Below are 19084 nucleotides of genomic sequence, written 5' to 3'. Positions count from 1 at the left end.
CCCCCGATCACGCGTTCGCTGTCGCGGTGGCGGGGTCGGTCGCGAGCTCCGGTTCGACGGCGCGGCGTGATGCGAACCACGCGGAGACGAGCGTGATGACGGACATGATCGCGAGGATGACGCCGGGGTGCCACCACGCGAAGCCCGTCGCAATGCCGAGCTCGAACGTCAGGTAAGGCACGAAACCGCTGATCGTCGCGGCCAGGGCATACGCGAACGACAGCGCGGAGTAGCGGAACCGGTCGGGGAAGAGGTCGTTCATCAGGCCACCGAGCGCCGCCCACGCCATCGTCGGCAGGATGCCGCCGACGAGCATGGTCGCGACGAGGATCGGGAAGGTCGCGAACTGGAGCAGGAAGTACATCGGGAACGTGATGAGGAGCGTGCCCAGCGCGCCCCACACCACGACGTTCGCCGAGCCGACCCGACTCGCCCAGGCGCCGAACAGCGGGATGGTGACGAGCTGCAGCAGACCGCCGATCGTGGTCGCGAGGAGCAGGTCCTGGAAGCTGAAGCCGAGCTGCTCCACGCCGTAGTTGACCGTGTAGGTGTTCATCAGCGAGTACGACCCGATGCCGAGCAGTGCCGCGCCGATGGCGATGGCCATGGCGCCGGGGCGCTTCGCGAACATCGTGAGGAACGGGACGCGGTCGCGGCGCCCCTCGGCGACGACGCGTTCGAACACCGGCGTCTCGGTGATCGACCACCGCAGGTACAGCGACACGAGCAGCAGCGGGAGCGCGAGGAGGAACGGAATGCGCCATCCCCATTCGGCGATCTGCTCCGCCGGAAGGACGGCGGTCAGCACGATGAACACGGTCGCGGAGAGGATCGAGCCCACGGGCGAGCCGAGCTGGGGGACCGCCGCGTAGAAGGCGCGCTTGACCGGGCCGGAGTTCTCGGTCGCGATGAGGATGGAGCCGCCCCATTCGCCGCCGAGCGACAGGCCCTGCACGATGCGCAGGAGGATCAGCAGGGCGGCGCCGAGCCAACCCGCCTGGGCGTACGTCGGGAGGAGGCCGATGAGGCCGGTGGCGACGCCCATGATGGCGACGGTCCACAGCAGTGTCGCGCGCCGGCCCAGGCGGTCGCCCATGTAGCCGAAGATGACGGCGCCGATCGGGCGGACGACGAATGCGAGGGCGATGGTGAGGAACGCCGCGCTGGTCGCGCCGAACTCGCCCAGCGGGTCGAAGAACAGCGGCCCGACGAAGAACGCCGAGAAGTAGGCGAACAGGTAGAAGTCGAAGGATTCGAGGGAGGTTCCCACCATCGACGCCCACGCGACGCGACGCGTCGGGGAGGTCTCGAGGGCGAGCGCGGTATCGGGGGCTGCTGCGGTCACGGGAGTCGATCTTGGCACGGGTCCAGAAACCTCGGCGGCCGCTTCCGCATTCCCCCTTTGCACGGCCAGGGTAGAATCGTCGGACCAGCGCGGATCCGGCCATCACCGGGGAGCTCTCGGAAGAACAGGACGCGACGCACGCGGCGTTCCCACTAGAACCGAGCGGGGCAGGCCCGTCACAGCCGCAGTGAAAGCGGGCGGTCGCCTCGGCGCCGTCAATGCAGGGTGGTACCGCGGTACGTCTGGTCATGGATCCAGGCAGTGTCGTCCCCGCAGGAAGCACACGAGCGAGCACCTGCGAGAGAAGATGACCTACCCCCGCCCCTCCGCCTTCGGGCCCGCGGCCGACACCGCGCCGGCCCCCGTCGTTCCGAGCCCCCGCTTCCCGGAGATCGAGCAGGAGACGCTCGCGTTCTGGGAGGCCGACCGCACGTTCCGTGCGTCGATCGATCAGCGCGAGGGCGCCGAGGAGTGGGTGTTCTACGACGGCCCTCCCTTCGCGAACGGCCTCCCGCACTACGGTCACCTCCTCACCGGCTACGCGAAGGACGTCTTCCCTCGCTTCCAGACGATGCGCGGCAAGAAGGTCGACCGCGTCTTCGGCTGGGACACTCACGGTCTTCCCGCCGAGCTCGAGGCCATGAAGCAGCTCGGCATCACCGAGAAGAGCGAGATCGAGGCGATGGGCATCGCCACGTTCAACGCGAAGTCGCGGGAGTCGGTGCTGGCCTACACCCGTGAGTGGGAGGACTACGTCACGCGTCAGGCACGGTGGGTCGACTTCGAGCGCGGCTACAAGACGCTCGACCTCACGTACATGGAATCCGTGCTGTGGGCGTTCAAGACGATCTACGACAAGGGCCTCGCGTACGAGGGTCACCGCGTGCTGCCGTACTGCTGGCGCGACGAGACGCCGTTATCGGCGCACGAGCTGCGCATGGACGACGACGTCTACAAGATGCGCCAAGACCCGTCTGTCACGATCACCTTCCCGCTGGTGGGGGCGAAGGCGGAGGCGCTCGGCCTCACCGCGGTGCGCGCCCTCGCATGGACCACGACCCCGTGGACGCTGCCCACGAACTTCGCTCTCGTCGTCGGACCCGACATCCGCTACGTGGTGGTGCCGGGCGGGCCGAACGGCGCCGCCGATGTGCATCGCGACGACGAGAGGGCCGAGGCCGAGTCGCACCGCTACCTCCTCGCCGAGGAGCTGCTCGCCGGCTACGCCAAGGACCTCGGCTACGCCTCGGCCGAGGCCGCGCGTGAGGCCGTCGAACAGACGGTCGTCGGCTCCGAACTCGAGGACGTCGCCTACGACCGCCTGTTCGACTACTACGCGGATGCCTCGATCTGGCGCACGCAGAACGCCTGGCGCATCCTCGTCGACGACTACGTCACGACCGGCGACGGCACCGGCATCGTCCACCAGGCTCCGGCCTTCGGTGAGGACGACCAGCGGGTGACCGAGGCCGCGGGCATCCCGCTCATCATGAGCCTCGACGACGGCGGGCGCTTCCTCCCGCAGGTGACGGACGTCGCCGGCGAGCTCTGGATGGATGCCAACCGTCCGCTCATCCGCCTGCTGAAGCAGGACGGGCGCCTCTTGCGGGAGGCGAGCTACGAGCACTCGTACCCGCACTGCTGGCGCTGCCGGAACCCCCTCATCTACCGCGCCGTCTCGAGCTGGTTCGTGCGCGTCACCGACATCAAGGACCGCATGCTCGCGGGCAACGAGCAGATCACCTGGGTGCCCGAGAACGTCAAGCACGGCCAGTTCGGCAAGTGGCTCGAGGGCGCGCGCGACTGGTCGATCAGCCGCAACCGCTACTGGGGCTCGCCGATCCCGGTGTGGAAGAGCGACGACCCGGAGCACCCGCGTGTCGACGTCTACGGCTCCCTCGAGGAGCTCGAGCGCGACTTCGGGCGCCTCCCGCGCAACGCGGAGGGCGAGGTCGACCTCCACCGCCCGTACATCGACGACCTCACCCGCACGAACCCGGACGACCCGACGGGCAAGAGCACGATGCGCCGCATCGAGGACGTCTTCGACGTGTGGTTCGACTCGGGCTCCATGCCGTACGCGCAGGTGCACTACCCGTTCGAGAACCAGCAGTGGTTCGACGAGCACTCCCCGGCGGACTTCATCGTCGAGTACATCGGGCAGACGCGCGGCTGGTTCTACGTCATGCACGTACTCTCGACGGCGCTGTTCGATCGCCCCGCCTTCACCGGGGTGTCGTGCCACGGCATCGTGCTCGGCAGCGACGGCCTGAAGATGTCCAAGTCGCTGCGCAACTACCCCGACGTCAGCGAGGTCTTCGACCGCGACGGATCCGACGCGATGCGCTGGTTCCTGATGTCGAGCTCCGTGCTGCGCGGCGGCAACCTCATCGTCACCGAGGAGGGCATCCGCGCGGGCGTCCGCGAGTTCCTGCTGCCGGTCTGGAACGCGTGGTACTTCTTCGCGACCTACGCCAACGCCGCAGGCGGCGCCGGCGGCGACGGCTACCAGGCGTCATGGCGCACCGACTCGACCGACGTGCTCGACCGCTACATCCTGGCGCTCACGGGCGACCTGGTGCGCGACGTGGCCGCCGACCTCGAGGTGCTCGACTCGACGCTGGCGGCGGCGAAGCTGCGTGACTTCGCGGAGGCGCTGACCAACTGGTACATCCGCCGCTCACGCGACCGGTTCTGGGTCGGCGTGTCCGCCGATCCGAAGAGCCGCGAGGCTTTCGACACGCTGTACACGGTGCTCGAGACCCTCACCCGCGTGGCAGCGCCCCTCATCCCGCTGGTCTCCGAGAAGGTCTGGCAGGGCCTCACCGGCGGACGCAGCGTCCACCTGCAGGACTGGCCCGACGCCGACGCCTTCCCGGCTGCCGACGACATCCGCGCCGCGATGGACGCCGTCCGCGAGGCATCCAGCGTGGCCAACGCGCTGCGCAAGAAAGAGGGCCGTCGCGTGCGCCTGCCGCTTCCTACCCTGACGGTGGCGGTTCCGGATGCTGCGTCCCTCGCGCAGTTCGAGGGCATCCTGCGCGACGAGCTCAACGTGAAGTCGGTCGAGCTCATCGAGCTCGGCGACGACGTCTCGGAGCGCTACGGCATCAGCAAGCGCCTCACCGTGAACGCGCGCGCCGCGGGACCGCGCCTGGGCAAGCAGGTCCAGCATGTGATCTCGGGCGCGAAGGCGGGCGTGTGGGAGGAGCGCGACGGCATCGTGGTCGTCGACGGCATCGCCCTGGAGCCGGGGGAGTACGACCTCACGCTCGAGGCAGGCGGCGTCGCCGGGGGCACGGCGATCTCACTCCTGGCAGGCGACGGCTTCGTGCTGCTCGACACCACCACGACGCCTGAGCTCGAGGCGGAGGGTCTGGCTCGTGACGTGATCCGCGCCGTCCAGGACACCCGCAAGTCCGCCGGCTTCGACGTCAGCGACCGCATCCGCCTCGGCCTCCTCTTCGACGACGACGCGGACGGCGAGGCCGTCGCCGCCGCCTTCGACGTCGCCGACGTGGCGGGCGAGACGCTCGCCCTCGCACACACCGTGCGGACGCGAGCGACCGAGCTCGCAGCATCCGGTGATTCCGAGACCGCGATCGAGTACGAGGCGGTGGTCGACGCGGGAACCTATGCCAACCGCGGCGCCTTCACCGTCTCGGTCGGCAGGACGGGAGTCCAGGCATGAGCGATCGCGACCGGCGGCGCGCCGACGCCGTCTACGAGGCCCTCCTCGAGCGCCAGGGGGAGCGGTGGGTGCAGCCCCGCGTGGAGCGCACGAAGCGGGTGCTCGAGCTGTTGGACGACCCACAGAAGACGTACCGCGTCGTCCACGTCACGGGCACCAACGGGAAGACGTCGACCAGCCGCATGATCGAGAGCCTCGTGCGCGCCCACGGGCTGCGCACCGGTCTGTTCACCAGTCCTCACCTCGAGCGCTTCACCGAGCGGATCATGGTCGACGGCGAGCCGATCGACGATGTCGCGGTCGCCGACGCGTGGGACGAGATCGCACCCTTCGTCGAGCTGGTCGACGCCGAGCTCGCCGCGAACGGCGATGCCGCGCTCACGTTCTTCGAACTGCTCACGGTGCTGGCGTTCGTCGCCTTCGCCGATGCGCCGATCGACGTGCTCGTGCTGGAGGTCGGCATGGGCGGGTCGTGGGACTCGACCAACACGGCCGACGGCGATGTGGCGGTGTTCGCGCCGATCGACCTCGACCACGCAGACCGTCTCGGCGACACCGTCGCCGAGATCGCGAGCGTGAAGGCGGGCATCATCAAGGACGGCGCCGCGGTCGTCTCGGCGCGGCAGGATGCTGCCGCCGAGGCGGTGCTCCGCGAAGCGGCCGCCGCCCGCGCGGCGTCGATCGCATTCGAGGGCGCCGAGTTCGCGCTCGCACAGCAGCGACTCGCGGTCGGCGGACAGCAGATCACCGTGCGGGGCCTCGCCGGCACGTACGAGGACGAGTACCTGCCGCTGTACGGTGCCCACCAGGGCTTCAACGCCGCGCTCGCGATCGCCGCGGTCGAGTCGCTCGTGGGCGGCGCATCCCAGCCGATCGCCGGAGACGTGCTGGCGGACGGCCTCGGCGGAGTGACCTCGCCCGGACGCCTCCAGCTCGTCGGCGCCGCGCCGACCGTGCTCGTCGACGCTGCCCACAACCCGCACGGCGCCCGCGCCCTCGTGACGGCGTTGCGCGAGTCGTTCGACTTCGACGAGTGGGGCGTCGTGCTCGGCCTGCTCTCCGACAAGGATGCCGCCGGGATCGTCGCGGAGATCGCCCCCGTGGCGGCGCACGTGTTCGCCACCGCTCCCGACTCCGAGCGCGCGGAGGACGCCGACGCCATCGCCGACCTCGCCGAAGCGCACGATCTGCGGGTCTCCGTGCACCGCGACCTGCCCGACGCCGCAGAGGCGGCGCGCGCGTGGGCCGCGGCATCCGATCGGCGCGCCGTCGTCATCGCGGGATCGGTCGTGCTCGCGGGCGAGGCCCTCGCCCTCGCGGCCGACGAGGACTGGAAGGCCGGGTGGAACGCGTGAGCGACGCGAAGCAGCCGAAGCCCCGCCGCCCGCGCGGTGCGGCGGAGTCGCTGGCCACGATCGTGCTCGGCTTCGAGTCGATCGTGGTGTTCCTCGGGGGCCTCGTCGTCTACGGCCTGAAGGCGCTGCCCGCCTCGATCGAGCCCTGGTCGGGAATCGTTGCGGGGGCCGTGCTCGCGGCGCTGATGATCGCCACGACGCGCCTGGTGCGCTATCGATGGGGCATCGCGCTCGGGTGGGTGCTGCAGGCGATCGTCCTGCTCGGCGCCCTCCTCGTGCCGGCACTCGCGATCGTCGCGCTCATTTTCGGCGGCATGTACGGGTATGCGACGATCAAGGGGGCCGCTCTCGACCGGCGCAACGCGCGCCTCGCAGCCCAATCTGCCGAAGAGCACTGACTCCTCCCCACGCCTGATCCGTAACGAAAGGTCCCGCATGCCCATCGAAGAGACCCTCGTCCTCGTCAAGCCCGACGGCGTCGCCCGCGGCCTCACCGGCGCGATCCTCGCCCGCATCGAGGCGAAAGGGTACGCGCTCGTCGACATCCGACTGGTCGAGCCCGACCGCGAGACCCTCGAGCGGCACTACGCCGAGCACGAGGGCAAGCCGTTCTACGAGCCGCTGCTCGAGTTCATGATGTCGGGCCCATCGGTCGCGATCCGCCTCGCCGGCAACCGCGTCATCGAGGGCTTCCGCTCGCTCGCGGGCACGACGGACCCGACGACGGCCGCTCCCGGCACGGTCCGCGGCGACTACGGCCGCGACTGGGGCCTGAAGGTGCAGCAGAACCTGGTGCACGGCTCCGACAGCCCCGAGTCCGCCGCGCGCGAGCTCGACATCTGGTTCAGCTGATCGCTCGCTCGGCTGAGCCTGCCGGGATGCTCGGGAAGGTCAGCCGAACAGCGTCTGCCAGATGTTGACGACGGCATTCATCTCCAGCTGCGCCAGCAGCAGGATGATCGCGTAGCTGATGATCGCTGCCAGCGGCACCCACACCATCAGGCGGTCTGCGACGTGGCGCAGCTTGTCGGATGCCGGAAACGGTCCGGCGCGCAGCATGTGCAGAGTCACCGCGTAGAAGGTCGGGATCGTGACCGCCCACGTCGCCATGCACCACGGGCACAGCGTGTGCAGGTTGGGCGCGTAGATGCTCTGGCTGATGAGCCAGATCACGAACGCGAACGCGAACGTGATGCCGGCCCAGAAAGACCACCAGAACCAGCGGGCGAACCGAGCGCGAGCAAGGATCGCCATGCCCACGACGATCGGGGCGACCCAGCCGGTGAGCCCGAGGACCGGGTTCGGGAACCCGAACACGCTTCCCTGCCAGGAATCGAGGTTCGCGCTGCACTGCACCAGCACGCTCAGATCGCACGACGCGATCGCGTCGGGGTTGGCGAGCTTCTCGAACTTCTCGATCGTCAGCGAGAAGGCCGCCCACCAACCGACCACACCCGCGATCACGAGCCATGCGGCGAGTCCGGTGGGACGGGTGCGGGTCTGCTGCTCGGGCATGCCTCGGATTATGACATCGGGATCTGCACGGATGCCGCACCCTCGGGCCGTGGCAAATCGCCGGTCCTCGGCGTGGGGAGGGCGTGGCTGGCGGGCGAATGGGCATTCTGGCGGAGGAAGTGCGATAATGGGGGGCGATGACTCACGGCCGCGCCGTGACGATCATCACCAGAAGACTTCAGGGCGACGAATGCCCTTGGCAGCGCGAGCATCCGCTTAGCGCCGGACGACCGCTGCAGACCGAGTGAGTTCGCGGCACCGCCCCGTCCAGCGGGGCATGGGCGGCGCCGCACGAGATTTCGCCGGGCGACGCGCGGTGTCGCCCCGCTAGGAGTACGCCAGTGATGGCTGATGGAACCGATGCAGAATTCACCCCTCAGACCGAACCGGACGCACCGCTGACATCAGCGGGCGACGAGGCGACCTCCGCGGCTGACGCGGATTCGCCGGTCGAGGGGCCGCAGGAGACCGCGGAGGTCTCCGAGCCGGCCGTGGAGAGCGCCGCCGAGACGGGGGTCGAGGCTCCTGAGGCGGCCACCGACACCGAGACGACTCCCGCAGACCCGGACGCCGCCGGTGCCGCGCAGCCTGCTGCCGAGGCGACCCCCGACCCCACCGGAGCGGTCTCCGAGGACGAGGCGACTCCGGCAGTCGAGGCCGCAGAGCCGGAGACTCCCGTGGAGCCCGACGCCCTCACCGCGGTGGGCCTGGGGCTGCTGCCCGAGGTCTTCGTGTCGGCGGTGTCGACGCAGCTCATGTTCTACGCGCCCGAGATCACGCCGCTTCCGGCGCGCCCGGGCCGCTCGCAGCCGGAGGCGGAGCCCGAGGCCGCGGCATCGTCCAGCACGTCGCGCCGGCGCAGCCGTCGCCGCGGCGAGGGCCGGGACGAGGCGTCCGCTCCTTCGGAGCCGTCGCAGCCGCGCCAGCGTGCCGTCGAGCTCATCACCGAGCCCCAGCGCATCAAGGGGTCGACCCGCCTCGAGGCGAAGAAGCAGCGCCGCCGTGACGGCCGGGAGGCCGGCCGCCGCCGCGCCGTCGTCACCGAGGCGGAGTTCCTCGCTCGTCGTGAGGCGGTCGACCGTGACATGATCGTGCGCTCGCGCAACGGCCGCATCCAGATCGCGGTGCTCGAAGACAATGTGCTCGTCGAGCACTACGTCGCGCGCAACCAGGACGCGTCCCTCATCGGCAACGTCTACCTCGGCCGCGTGCAGAACGTCCTGCCGAGCATGGAGGCCGCCTTCGTCGACATCGGCCGGGGGCGCAACGCCGTGCTGTACTCGGGCGAGGTCGATTGGGATGCCGTCGAGACCGGCAACCAGCCCCGCCGGATCGAGCTCGCGCTCAAGACCGGCGACCGCGTGCTCGTCCAGGTCACGAAGGATCCGGTCGGACACAAGGGCGCGCGCCTCACGAGCCAGATCTCGCTCCCCGGTCGCTACCTCGTGTATGTGCCGGGCGGCAACATGAACGGCATCTCGCGCAAGCTCCCCGACACGGAGCGCGCCCGCCTCAAGAAGATCCTCAAGGAGGTGCTGCCCGAGTCGTCCGGCGTCATCGTCCGCACCGCCGCCGAAGGCGCCACCGAGGACCAGCTGACGCGCGACGTGCAGCGCCTCACCAACCAGTGGGAGCACATCTCGAAGCAGATCGAGACGATCCAGGCGCCCGCGCTGCTGCACTCCGAGCCGGACCTCCTCGTCAAGATCGTCCGCGACGTCTTCAACGAGGACTTCTCGAAGATGCTCATCCAGGGCGACGATGCGCACCACACCATCTCGAAGTACCTCGAGTCCGTGGCACCCGACCTCCTCGAGCGCGTCGAGCGCTACGAAGGCGAGCACGACCCGTTCGACGTCTTCCGCGTCACCGAGCAGATCGAGAAGGCCCTCGACCGCAAGGTGTGGCTGCCCTCCGGCGGATCGCTGGTCATCGACCGCACCGAGGCGATGACGGTCGTCGACGTCAACACCGGCAAGTTCGTCGGCTCGGGCGGCAACCTCGAAGAGACCGTCACGAAGAACAACCTCGAAGCCGCGGAGGAGATCGTCCGCCAGCTGCGCCTGCGCGACATCGGCGGCATCATCGTCGTCGACTTCATCGACATGGTGCTCGAGTCCAACCGCGACCTCGTCCTGCGCCGCCTCGTCGAGTGCCTCAGCCGCGACCGGACGAAGCACCAGGTCGCGGAGGTCACCTCGCTCGGCCTCGTCCAGATGACGCGCAAGAAGCTCGGACTGGGCCTGCTCGAGACCTTCAGCGAGGCGTGCGAGGTCTGCGCGGGGCGCGGTCTGATCGTGCACCATGACCCGGTCGTCAAGCACCGTGTGCCCGCCGCTGCCGGCGGTGCGCCGTCATCCGGCCGTCGCCCGCGGGGTGGAGCATCGACGCCTGCAAGCGGCAGCGGCTCGAACGGCACGCACGTGATCACCGAGGGCGTCAAGTCGGCGCTCGCGCAGATCGCAGCGTCCACGATCCACCACAGCGACGAGGCTCCGCACGTCGAGGCCGAGCCCGTCGTCGAGCAGACTCCCGTCGAGCGTCCGAAGAAGCCGCGCAAGAAGCGTCCGGATTCCGGCGGGAAGAAGGAGAACCGCACCGAGAAGGACGTCCTCCTCGACTCGGTGCTGAACGCGCTTCCCGAACCCAAGGCTCCGGGGCAGGGTCGCTCCCGTCGTCGCGTGACGACGGCGGCGCTCACGGGCACCCCGGTGCCGCACACGCCCTCAGAGGACTGAGCGCTCACGCCGTCCCGGCTCCGGCCGGGGCGCCGTGACCTCACTGTCGGCCGTCGCGGCCCGTCGCTAGTGTGAGCCCCGGGGAGTTGCGGAAACGGGGGTGCCATGGCGCGCTACGTCTTCGTGACGTGGGACGGCGGCGGCAACCGCATGCCCACCATCACGATCGCGCGAACGCTGGCGGACCGCGGACACGATGTGCGCATCCTCGGGCACGACTCCCAGGCGGACGCCTACCGGGCGGCCGGGCTGCGGTTCACGGCCTACGCGAGCGCACCCGGTTTCGTGCTCGATCCGCGCCCAGCGGGCCTGCTGCGGCTGTTCTCCGACCCCGGCCTCGCCGACGACACCGTGGCACTGATCGCGGCGTTCCCCGCCGACGTCGTGGTGGTCGACTGCACACTGTTCGCGGTCCTCGACGTGCTTGATCGGATCGACCAGCGCTTCGCGGTGCTCGAGCACACACTGCACGACTTCCTGGCCTCGGGCGCGCGCGTGGCAGGGCCGGTGCTGTGGACGAGGGGGATACGCGTGCGGGCGCCCCGCCGACACGCCGCCCCGATCCTGGTGGCATCTGTGCCGGGCTTCGAGGTGCCGTTCCCTTCTCAGCGCGACCTTTCCGCAGTGCCCGGCGAGGTGGTCTACGCGGGCGCGATGACACGCGCCGTCCCCGCACGACCCGTCGCACCCACGGTGGTGCTGAGCCTCAGCACCTTCCGCTTCGCCGACCTCGTCTCGACCTGGCAGCGCGTGCTCGACGCCGTCGATGGCCTCGACGTGCGTGTGGTCGCCACGCTGGGTCCGGCCGTCGCGAGGGGGGAGGTGCAGGTACCCGGCGGCATCGAAGTGCACGAATGGATGCCGCACGACGAATTGTTCCCCCAGGCCTCGCTCCTCGTGGGCCACGGCGGGCACGGCACGACGCTCGCGGCGCTCGCGCATGGCGTGCCGGTGCTGGTGCTGCCGCTCGATCGAACGTCGGATCAGCCGCGCATCGCGCGAGCAGTGGCGCGTGCGGGCGCGGGGGCGAAGATGTCGCGCCGCACGGATGCCGCGACGATCCGCCATGCGATCACGCGGACGCTGGCCGACCATGCCATGCGGGATCGCGCACGCCGGCTGGGCGATGCGATCCGCACGCTCGACGGACCCGGTCGCGCGGCGGACGTGCTCGAACTGTCGGCCGCGGCCGGGCGGTGAGGTCAGCGGCGGTCGCGCCCCCGTACCCTGAGCCCGGACGCGATGAGCCGTCGCACCAGCTCGTGTCCGCTGACATGAAGGGCGCCGGCGGCGACCAGGCGCGCGTGCGCCTCTTCGGGCACGTCGTAGTGGTCGAGGTCGAATCCCCGTGCGGGGATCCCGTTCGCCGCGGCGAACGCGTGGAGCTCCGCGAGGTCGGTGTCGGTCACCAGGTGCGCCCACAGCCGACCGTGCGCCGGCCAGAGAGGATCGTCGATCAGGATCGCCACGACCAGATCCTACGCACCGGATGCCGCGCTGCCCGCTTTCGCGGAGTGTTCGGGCATCTGGTAAAGTAGACCCTTGGTGCGTCGAGATATCCGCACCAAGTCTTCGTTGACGTCCCCGAGTGCGTGCGCGCGCTCCCAGAAGAAACAGGTGTGAAGTGGTTTACGCAGTTGTGCGCGCCGGCGGCCGGCAGGAGAAGGTCGAGGTCGGCACGATCGTCGTTCTCGACCGTCAGGCCGCGAAGGTCGGCGACAAGATCGAGCTCCCCGCGGTGCTCTTCGTCGACGGTGACACCGTCACGACCGATGCCGACAAGCTCGCGAAGGTCACCGTGACCGCCGAGGTGCTCGGTGAGGAGCGCGGCCCGAAGATCGTGATCCAGAAGTTCAAGAACAAGACCGGCTACAAGAAGCGCCAGGGGCACCGTCAGGACCTCACGCGCGTCAAGGTCACCGGCATCAAGTAAGCCACAGGAGACGCAGAGATGGCACACAAAAAGGGCGCAAGCTCCACCCGTAACGGTCGTGACTCCAACGCTCAGCGCCTCGGCGTGAAGCGTTTCGGCGGCCAGGCCGTCAACGCCGGCGAGATCCTCGTCCGCCAGCGTGGCACTCACTTCCACCCGGGCGCCAACGTCGGCCGCGGTGGCGACGACACGCTGTTCGCACTGGCCGCGGGCGCGGTCGAGTTCGGCCACAAGGGCGGCCGCAAGGTCGTCAACGTCGTGGCGGTCGCGGAGTAATCCAGCGAGTCGCACAGACTTCCGGAAGGGGCGGGCTTCGGCTCGCCCCTTCCCTTTATCGCCTTCCCGGCACGCCGGGAAGCATCCACACCTGAGGGGGACCGCATGGTCACGTTCGTCGACCGGGTGACGCTTCACCTGCGCGCCGGCAAGGGCGGCAACGGCTGCGTGTCGGTCAAGCGCGAGAAGTTCAAGCCGCTCGCGGGACCCGATGGCGGCAACGGTGGCCATGGTGGCGACGTCGTGCTCGTCGCCGACCCGCAGGTCACGACGCTGCTGTCATACCACCACTCGCCGCACCGCTCCAGCGGGAACGGCGGCTTCGGCATGGGCGACCACCGATCGGGGGCAGCGGGTGATCCGCTCGAACTGCCCGTCCCGGTCGGCACGGTCGTGAAGGACGCCACGGGCGAGGTCCTCGTCGACATGATCGAACCGGGCATGCGATTCGTCGCGGCCCCCGGAGGCCTCGGCGGGCTCGGCAACGCCGCTCTCGCCAACCCCAAGCGCAAGGCGCCGGGCTTCGCACTGCTCGGCACGCCCGGCTGGGAGGGCGACGTCCTCCTCGAGCTCAAGACCGTCGCCGATGTCGCCCTCGTCGGCTTCCCTTCGGCGGGCAAGTCGAGCCTCATCGCGGCGATCTCCGCCGCACGGCCGAAGATCGCCGACTACCCCTTCACCACACTCCACCCGAACCTGGGCGTCGTGCAGGCGGGAGAGCAGCGCTTCACCGTCGCCGACGTGCCCGGGCTCATCGAGGGCGCGAGCGAGGGCAAGGGCCTGGGCCTGGAGTTCCTCCGTCACGTCGAGCGCTGCACGGCACTCGTCCACGTCCTGGACTGCGCCACGCTCGAGCCTGGTCGGGACCCGCTGAGCGACCTCGATGTCATCCTGGCCGAACTCGCCGCCTATCCGGTGCCCGACGGTCAGCTCCCGCTGCTCGAGCGCCCGCAGCTGGTGGCGCTCAACAAGGTCGACGTCCCCGAGGCGAAGGATCTCGCGGATCTCGTCCGCCCCGACCTCGAGGCCCGCGGGTTCCGCGTGTTCGAAATCTCGACCGTGAGCCATGAAGGACTGCGTCAGCTCACCTTCGCGCTCGGCGACATCGTCGCGAAGCATCGCGCCGCGCAGGCCGCAGCTCCCGCGCCCGAGCGCATCGTCATCCGGCCGAAGGGCTCGGAGAAGGACTTCTCGGTCCGCGTCGAAGGCGGCACCTACGGCAACATCTACCGCATTCTCGGCGACAAGCCCCTCAAATGGGTGCAGCAGACCGACTTCCAGAACGAGGAGGCCGTCGGGTACCTCGGCGACCGTCTCGAGAAGCTCGGCGTCGAGGACGAGCTGTTCCGTGCGGGTGCCACGCCCGGCGCGACCGTCGTGATCGGCGAAGGTGACGGCATCGTGTTCGACTGGGAGCCCTCGATCTCTTCGAACGCGGAACTGATGACGGCGCCGCGCGGCACCGATCCGCGCCTGCTGCGCGACAACCGCCGCACGACGTCGGAGCGCCGCGAGCGTTACCACGACATGATGGACGCCAAGTCGGAGGCACGCGCCGAACTGGAGGCCGAGCGGATCGCCGAGCGCTACCGCGAGCAGGAGGATGCGGAGTGAGCGCACGCGAGCGCAGCGATCTCCCGTTCGCCCGCCGCGTCGTCGTGAAGGTCGGGTCCTCCTCGATCAGCGGGGAGAACGCACACAAGATCAAGCCGATCGTCGACGCCCTCGCCGCTGCGCACGGACGCGGCACCGAGGTGGTGCTCGTGTCGTCCGGCGCCATCGCGACGGGCATGCCCTACCTGCTGCTCGACGAGCGTCCGAGTGACCTCGCGACCCAGCAGGCGGCGGCCGCGGTGGGCCAGAACGTGCTCATCTACCGCTACCAGGAGGCGCTTCGTCCGTTCCGCATCGTCGCAGGCCAGGTGCTCCTGACCGCCGGCGACCTCGAGAACGCCACGCACCGCTCCAATGCGCGCCGCGCCATGGAGCGGCTCCTGGGCCTGCGCATCCTCCCGATCGTCAACGAGAACGACACCGTCGCGACCCACGAGATCCGCTTCGGTGACAACGACCGCCTCGCGGCCCTGGTCGCGCAGCTGATCGGGGCGGACGCCCTGGTGCTGCTGAGCGATATCGAGTGCCTGTACACGCGTCCACCCGACGAGCCCGGCGCCCTGCCGATCCCGCACGTGATCTACGGCGACGACCTGCACGGCTTCGAGTTCGGCTCGGTCGTCGTCAACAGCGTCGGCACCGGGGGAGCGGCGACCAAGGTCTCGGCCGCGCGGCTGGCCGCATCATCCGGCATCGGGGTCCTCGTCACCAGCGCGGACCTCGTGGGCGAAGCACTGTCGGGCGACGAGATCGGCACCTGGTTCCAGCCCAACCCGGAGCCGACCGCGCCCGCCGCGACGGGTCCATTGCGGACCGCGGTCGATACACTGGGCGGATGACCACGACCGCCACGACGGCACGCGAACGGATGCTGCTCGCCAAGGACGCCGCGCGCAGCATCGGCCTCCTCGGCGACGACGCGAAGCGCGATGCGCTCCTCTCGATCGCCGACGCGATCGAGGCCGCGGCGCCGGAGATCGTGGCGGCCAACGTGGAAGACCTCCGCCGCGGCACCGAGACCGGGCTCTCAACCGCACTGCAGGACCGTCTGCGGCTCGACGAGCCACGGGTCGCCTCTCTCGCCGCGGCGGTGCGCGAGATCGCCGCACTGCCGGACCCCGTCGGCCGGGTTCTCGACGAGCGGACGCTGGGGAACGGGGTGTCGCTCACAAAGGTCGCCGTGCCGTTCGGCGTGGTGGGCTCCATCTACGAAGCACGCCCCAACGTCACCGTCGACATCGCCGCCCTCGCCCTGCGCTCGGGCAACGCCGTCGTACTGCGGGGCGGCACCGCCGCCGAGCACACGAACGCGGCCCTCGTCCGCACGATGCGCGGCGCGCTGGCCGAGCGGGGCATCGACCCGGAAGCCATCCAGACGGTGGACGAGTTCGGCCGCGAGGGAGCCCGCGAGCTGATGCACGCACGGGGGGTCGTCGACGTGCTCGTGCCACGCGGCAGCGCGCAGCTGATCGAGACGGTCGTGACCGAGTCCTCGGTCCCCGTCATCGAGACGGGCGCCGGCGTCGTGCACATCGTCCTCGACGAGACGGCGCCCCTCGACTGGGCGCGCGACATCGTCGTCAACGCCAAGACTCAGCGGCCGAGCGTGTGCAACGCCGTCGAGACCGTCCTCGTGCACCGGGGCGCCGCCGACCGCCTCATCGGACCGGTCGTGGCGGCCCTGCAGCAGAGCGGGGTCACCGTCCATGGCGACGAGACCGTCGAACGCCTCGCGGTCGGCGTCACCCCTGCGACCGACGAGGACTGGGCGACCGAGTACCTCAGCCTCGATCTCGCGATGCGTGTCGTCGACGACCTGGACGACGCGCTCGAGCACATCCGCCGCTATTCGACCCACCACACCGAGTCGATCGTGACGCAGGATGCCGCCAACGAAGCACGTTTCCTCGCCGAGGTCGATTCCGCCGTGGTGATGGCCAACACGTCGACGCGGTTCACCGACGGCGGCGAGTTCGGCTTCGGCGCAGAGGTCGGCATCTCCACGCAGAAGCTGCACGCGCGCGGCCCCATGGGGCTCGCTGAGCTCACGAGCTCGAAGTGGCTCGCGCGGGGTGCCGGGCAGGTCCGCGCGTGACGGAATAGACTTGTCCAGTCCCGCGCCCCAGAGGCGAACCCGAACGGAGCCCGAATGACACTCGTCACGATCATCGCCCTCGCCGCCGAAGAGTCGGAGCACCACGGCAACGTCGCCCTCGAGACCGTCGGGTACGGCATCACCGCGATCGTGGTCTTCGCCGCGCTGGCGATCGTGACGCTGTCGTACCGCAATGTGGCGAACCGCCACGCGCACAAGGCCGAGGCGTACGCCAAGGCTCACGCGAACGACGTCCAGAGAGCGGGGCACGGCCACTAAGGCTGCTGCATGTCCTTGGCGACAGCTCCGAGGGTCGGGGTCATGGGCGGCACGTTCGACCCGGTCCATCACGGGCACCTGGTCGCCGCCAGCGAAGTGGCGCAGTGGTTCGACCTCGATGAGGTCGTCTTCGTGCCCACCGGCGAGCCCTGGCAGAAGGCCGACGTCTCGCCGAGCGAGCATCGCTATCTCATGACGGTCATCGCCACGGCATCCAATCCGCGGTTCACGGTCAGCCGCGTCGACATCGACCGCGACGGTCCCACCTACACCATCGACACGCTCCGCGATCTGAAGGCCCAGCGCCCGGACGCGGAGCTGTTCTTCATCACCGGTGCCGACGCCATAGCGCAAATTCTCAGTTGGAGGGACCATGATGAGTTGTGGGACCTCGCCCATTTCGTCGCGGTATCCAGGCCCGGTCACGTTCTGAACACCGATGGTCTGCCGAGCGACGACGTCAGCCAGCTCGAGATCCCCGCCCTCGCGATCTCATCGACGGATTGCCGTGACCGAGTTCAGCGAGGACACCCCGTGTGGTACCTCGTGCCCGACGGAGTCGTCCAATACATTGCGAAGCACCATCTCTACCGGAGCAAGGAATGAGTACACCCGAGCACCCGGCGACGCCAGCCCTCACACGTAAGCAGATCCGCGAGCTGCGGAACACGGGATCGACACCCGTCATCACCGCGACGCCGGGCGACGGCGAGGCCCCCGAGGCTCCGGCGCCTGTCGCGGCGCCCCCGGCCGATGCCATGCAGTCGACCCCGCCGCCGATGCCGGTGGCCTCCGCGCCGTTCCCTCGCCCGTCCGAACCCGCCGCCGTGGCGCCGGCACCGGGTCCCGACTCCGCCGTCGACCTGGGCGTGTCGCCGCTCACGCGTCGCCAGGCTCGCCAGCAGGAGCGCATCCGCACCGCGTCGGTCCCCGTGATCACGCCGGAGGTCGTCGCCGCACACGCCGCCGCCACGGGCGGCAGCGCCCCGACGTTCGCGTTCCCCGCCGCCCCACCGCCCGTGGCGCCGTTCGACGAGCCCGCACCGTCGCGCTTCACGCCCCCTCAGGACGACACGCAGGTGTCGACCGACAGCGGCGTGCACGCGCTTTTCGGTATTCCGCGCGAGTCCGAAGCCGCGCCGGCAGCTCCGCCGAGCTGGCAGCAAGGCGTGCCCGCGGCACCGGTCCCGGTTCCCGCCTTCGCGGCGGAGCCTGCGGCACCCGAGGTCGAGGAGAGCTCGTTCGACAACGGGTCCGGCACCACTGGGACCGACGGCGCCGAAGCGCCCGCCGCGGCGCCGAAGGCCGTCAACCCGCTTTTGGGCGCGAGCCTGCTCGACGAGGAACCGGCCGCCGGCCAGCCAGCTGCGATCGAGTTCCCGCCGTCGTTCGACCAGCTGCTGACCCGCACCACCGGCGCCATCGCGATCCCCAACGCACTGATCGTGTCGCAGGCCCCCGAGGTCGCGCCGCTGGTGGCGCCCGTCACCGCGACGGGCGAGGTCATCGTCACGGGCACGTTCAACCTGCCCGAGGGCCTCGGCTCCACCGGTCATGCCAAGGGCACCGCCGACGGCAAGGAGATCGACGCGACGCTCGTCGACGGCGAACTGCCCTCGCACTCCTCGCCGACGCCGATCGCCGCGAGCTCCGCCGTCAGCACCGCGAAGGCACCTGGCGACGTCATCAAGCCACCGGTGCCTGAGAAGGGCGGCAAGCTCATGATGTCGCTCGCGATCACCGCGGGCGTACTGGCCCTCGCCCTCGTGGGCGTTCTGATCCTCGCCTTCGTGACAGGAGTCTTCTGATGGTGGCGAGCGCGCAGTCGCACGACATGCTCCAGACCGCTGCGGCAGCGGCCGACGCGAAGGGCGGCGAGGATCTCGTCGCCCTCGACGTGTCGCAGCCGCTCCCGCTGGTCGACATCTTCCTGCTCGTCACGGGCCGCAGCGAGCGCAACGTCGCGGCGATCGCCGACGAGATCGAGGACAAGCTGCTCGAAGCGGGCCACAAGCGACTGCGTCGCGAAGGTCGTGAGGAGTCCCGGTGGATCCTCATCGACTTCGGCGACCTCGTCGTCCACGTGTTCCACGAGCAGGAACGCGTCTACTACGGCCTCGAGCGGCTGTGGAAGGACTGCCCCGTGGTTCCGATCACCCTTCCCGCGCGAGCGACCGCCGAAGAGTGATCCTGGTACGGATCACCCCTCGGAGTGTTGTAAGCTAGACGGGTTGCCCCGCGAG

The 19084-nt window shown here is 69.9% G+C and carries 18 protein-coding genes; 15 read left to right on the top strand and 3 right to left on the bottom strand.

Annotated elements, in window-relative coordinates; translation table 11 throughout:
* Nucleotides 1-7: 7 nt before the first annotated feature.
* On the bottom strand, nt 8-1345 hold the full coding sequence (locus MRBLWH3_RS13025; protein ID WP_363432593.1) for an MFS transporter: 1338 nt from the start codon (nt 1343-1345) through the stop codon (nt 8-10).
* A 307-nt stretch (nt 1346-1652) separates the two neighbouring features.
* On the opposite strand from MRBLWH3_RS13025, the gene ileS reads away from it, so the two are divergent.
* Genes ileS through ndk form a run of 4 tightly spaced genes read left to right on the top strand, consistent with a single transcriptional unit; the run spans nt 1653 to nt 7243 of the window.
* Nucleotides 1653-5036, top strand: a complete 3384-nt coding sequence (gene ileS, locus MRBLWH3_RS13020; RefSeq protein ID WP_363432591.1) for an isoleucine--tRNA ligase — start codon at nt 1653-1655, stop codon at nt 5034-5036.
* The gene (locus MRBLWH3_RS13015) at nt 5033-6391 is read left to right on the top strand and encodes a bifunctional folylpolyglutamate synthase/dihydrofolate synthase (protein ID WP_363432588.1); all 1359 of its coding nucleotides are present in this window, start codon (nt 5033-5035) and stop codon (nt 6389-6391) included. The genes ileS and MRBLWH3_RS13015 overlap by 4 nt, the downstream gene beginning before the upstream one ends.
* On the top strand, nt 6379-6789 hold the full coding sequence (locus MRBLWH3_RS13010) for a DUF4233 domain-containing protein (protein WP_363432585.1): 411 nt from the start codon (nt 6379-6381) through the stop codon (nt 6787-6789). The genes MRBLWH3_RS13015 and MRBLWH3_RS13010 overlap by 13 nt, the downstream gene beginning before the upstream one ends.
* Before the next feature lie 37 nt (nt 6790-6826).
* Nucleotides 6827-7243 (top strand): nucleoside-diphosphate kinase, encoded by a 417-nt coding sequence (gene ndk / locus MRBLWH3_RS13005; RefSeq protein ID WP_363432582.1) that lies wholly within the window; start codon nt 6827-6829, stop codon nt 7241-7243.
* Nucleotides 7244-7282: 39 nt separating this feature from the next.
* Here the strand turns inward: ndk and MRBLWH3_RS13000 are convergent, their stop codons facing one another.
* Nucleotides 7283-7906 (bottom strand): vitamin K epoxide reductase family protein, encoded by a 624-nt coding sequence (locus MRBLWH3_RS13000; protein WP_363432580.1) that lies wholly within the window; start codon nt 7904-7906, stop codon nt 7283-7285.
* Between the two features lie 344 nt (nt 7907-8250).
* On the opposite strand from MRBLWH3_RS13000, the gene MRBLWH3_RS12995 reads away from it, so the two are divergent.
* On the top strand, nt 8251-10644 hold the full coding sequence (locus tag MRBLWH3_RS12995) for an Rne/Rng family ribonuclease (protein WP_363432577.1): 2394 nt from the start codon (nt 8251-8253) through the stop codon (nt 10642-10644).
* Between the two features lie 105 nt (nt 10645-10749).
* Complete coding sequence (locus MRBLWH3_RS12990; protein ID WP_363432575.1) at nt 10750-11844, top strand: glycosyltransferase; 1095 nt, start codon at nt 10750-10752, stop codon at nt 11842-11844.
* Nucleotides 11845-11846: 2 nt separating this feature from the next.
* Here the strand turns inward: MRBLWH3_RS12990 and MRBLWH3_RS12985 are convergent, their stop codons facing one another.
* Nucleotides 11847-12113, bottom strand: coding sequence for a DUF4031 domain-containing protein (locus MRBLWH3_RS12985; protein ID WP_310291060.1), 267 nt, complete (start codon nt 12111-12113; stop codon nt 11847-11849).
* A 155-nt stretch (nt 12114-12268) separates the two neighbouring features.
* Here MRBLWH3_RS12985 and rplU point away from each other — a divergent pair, with 155 nt between their 5' ends.
* The 9 genes from rplU to rsfS all read left to right on the top strand — a co-directional run bounded on the left by rplU (nt 12269) and on the right by rsfS (nt 19029).
* Nucleotides 12269-12577: a 50S ribosomal protein L21 gene (rplU, locus tag MRBLWH3_RS12980; RefSeq protein ID WP_109211193.1), complete on the top strand. Its 309-nt coding sequence runs from the start codon at nt 12269-12271 to the stop codon at nt 12575-12577.
* Between the two features lie 18 nt (nt 12578-12595).
* Entirely contained in the window at nt 12596-12853 is a 258-nt protein-coding gene (gene rpmA, locus MRBLWH3_RS12975; RefSeq protein ID WP_109211194.1) for a 50S ribosomal protein L27, read from the top strand.
* Nucleotides 12854-12958: 105 nt separating this feature from the next.
* Nucleotides 12959-14467, top strand: coding sequence for a GTPase ObgE (obgE, locus tag MRBLWH3_RS12970; RefSeq protein ID WP_363432571.1), 1509 nt, complete (start codon nt 12959-12961; stop codon nt 14465-14467).
* The gene (proB, locus tag MRBLWH3_RS12965) at nt 14464-15306 is read left to right on the top strand and encodes a glutamate 5-kinase (protein ID WP_363432568.1); all 843 of its coding nucleotides are present in this window, start codon (nt 14464-14466) and stop codon (nt 15304-15306) included. The genes obgE and proB overlap by 4 nt, the downstream gene beginning before the upstream one ends.
* Nucleotides 15303-16562, top strand: a complete 1260-nt coding sequence (locus MRBLWH3_RS12960; protein ID WP_363432566.1) for a glutamate-5-semialdehyde dehydrogenase — start codon at nt 15303-15305, stop codon at nt 16560-16562. Before proB ends, MRBLWH3_RS12960 begins: the two co-directional genes overlap by 4 nt.
* Before the next feature lie 54 nt (nt 16563-16616).
* A complete protein-coding gene (locus MRBLWH3_RS12955; protein WP_363432563.1) occupies nt 16617-16841 on the top strand; it encodes a hypothetical protein in 225 nt (74 codons plus the stop codon).
* Between the two features lie 9 nt (nt 16842-16850).
* Nucleotides 16851-17447: a nicotinate-nucleotide adenylyltransferase gene (gene nadD / locus MRBLWH3_RS12950; protein ID WP_363432560.1), complete on the top strand. Its 597-nt coding sequence runs from the start codon at nt 16851-16853 to the stop codon at nt 17445-17447.
* Nucleotides 17444-18649 (top strand): hypothetical protein, encoded by a 1206-nt coding sequence (locus tag MRBLWH3_RS12945; RefSeq protein WP_363432558.1) that lies wholly within the window; start codon nt 17444-17446, stop codon nt 18647-18649. The genes nadD and MRBLWH3_RS12945 overlap by 4 nt, the downstream gene beginning before the upstream one ends.
* Nucleotides 18649-19029: a ribosome silencing factor gene (gene rsfS, locus MRBLWH3_RS12940; RefSeq protein ID WP_363432555.1), complete on the top strand. Its 381-nt coding sequence runs from the start codon at nt 18649-18651 to the stop codon at nt 19027-19029. The genes MRBLWH3_RS12945 and rsfS overlap by 1 nt, the downstream gene beginning before the upstream one ends.
* The last annotated feature ends 55 nt before the right edge of the window (nt 19030-19084 follow it).

Source organism: Microbacterium sp. LWH3-1.2, from assembly GCF_040675855.1.
In the GTDB taxonomy this organism is placed as follows: domain Bacteria; phylum Actinomycetota; class Actinomycetes; order Actinomycetales; family Microbacteriaceae; genus Microbacterium.
The sequence above is the reverse complement of the archived record's forward strand: the minus strand, read 5'-3'. Positions and strand labels throughout refer to the sequence as shown.

Excerpts from the sequence above, each read along its gene's own strand:
- MRBLWH3_RS13000 (WP_363432580.1), bottom strand. The coding sequence starts at position 7,906 with ATGCCCGAGCAGCAGACCCGCACCCGTCCCACCGGACTCGCCGCATGG.
- ndk (WP_363432582.1), top strand. The coding sequence starts at position 6,827 with ATGCCCATCGAAGAGACCCTCGTCCTCGTCAAGCCCGACGGCGTCGCC.
- MRBLWH3_RS12995 (WP_363432577.1), top strand. The coding sequence starts at position 8,251 with ATGGCTGATGGAACCGATGCAGAATTCACCCCTCAGACCGAACCGGAC.
- rpmA (WP_109211194.1), top strand. The coding sequence starts at position 12,596 with ATGGCACACAAAAAGGGCGCAAGCTCCACCCGTAACGGTCGTGACTCC.
- MRBLWH3_RS13015 (WP_363432588.1), top strand. The coding sequence starts at position 5,033 with ATGAGCGATCGCGACCGGCGGCGCGCCGACGCCGTCTACGAGGCCCTC.
- nadD (WP_363432560.1), top strand. The coding sequence starts at position 16,851 with ATGTCCTTGGCGACAGCTCCGAGGGTCGGGGTCATGGGCGGCACGTTC.
- ileS (WP_363432591.1), top strand. The coding sequence starts at position 1,653 with ATGACCTACCCCCGCCCCTCCGCCTTCGGGCCCGCGGCCGACACCGCG.
- obgE (WP_363432571.1), top strand. The coding sequence starts at position 12,959 with ATGGTCACGTTCGTCGACCGGGTGACGCTTCACCTGCGCGCCGGCAAG.
- MRBLWH3_RS12945 (WP_363432558.1), top strand. The coding sequence starts at position 17,444 with ATGAGTACACCCGAGCACCCGGCGACGCCAGCCCTCACACGTAAGCAG.
- MRBLWH3_RS12960 (WP_363432566.1), top strand. The coding sequence starts at position 15,303 with ATGACCACGACCGCCACGACGGCACGCGAACGGATGCTGCTCGCCAAG.
- MRBLWH3_RS12990 (WP_363432575.1), top strand. The coding sequence starts at position 10,750 with ATGGCGCGCTACGTCTTCGTGACGTGGGACGGCGGCGGCAACCGCATG.
- MRBLWH3_RS12955 (WP_363432563.1), top strand. The coding sequence starts at position 16,617 with ATGACACTCGTCACGATCATCGCCCTCGCCGCCGAAGAGTCGGAGCAC.
- rsfS (WP_363432555.1), top strand. The coding sequence starts at position 18,649 with ATGGTGGCGAGCGCGCAGTCGCACGACATGCTCCAGACCGCTGCGGCA.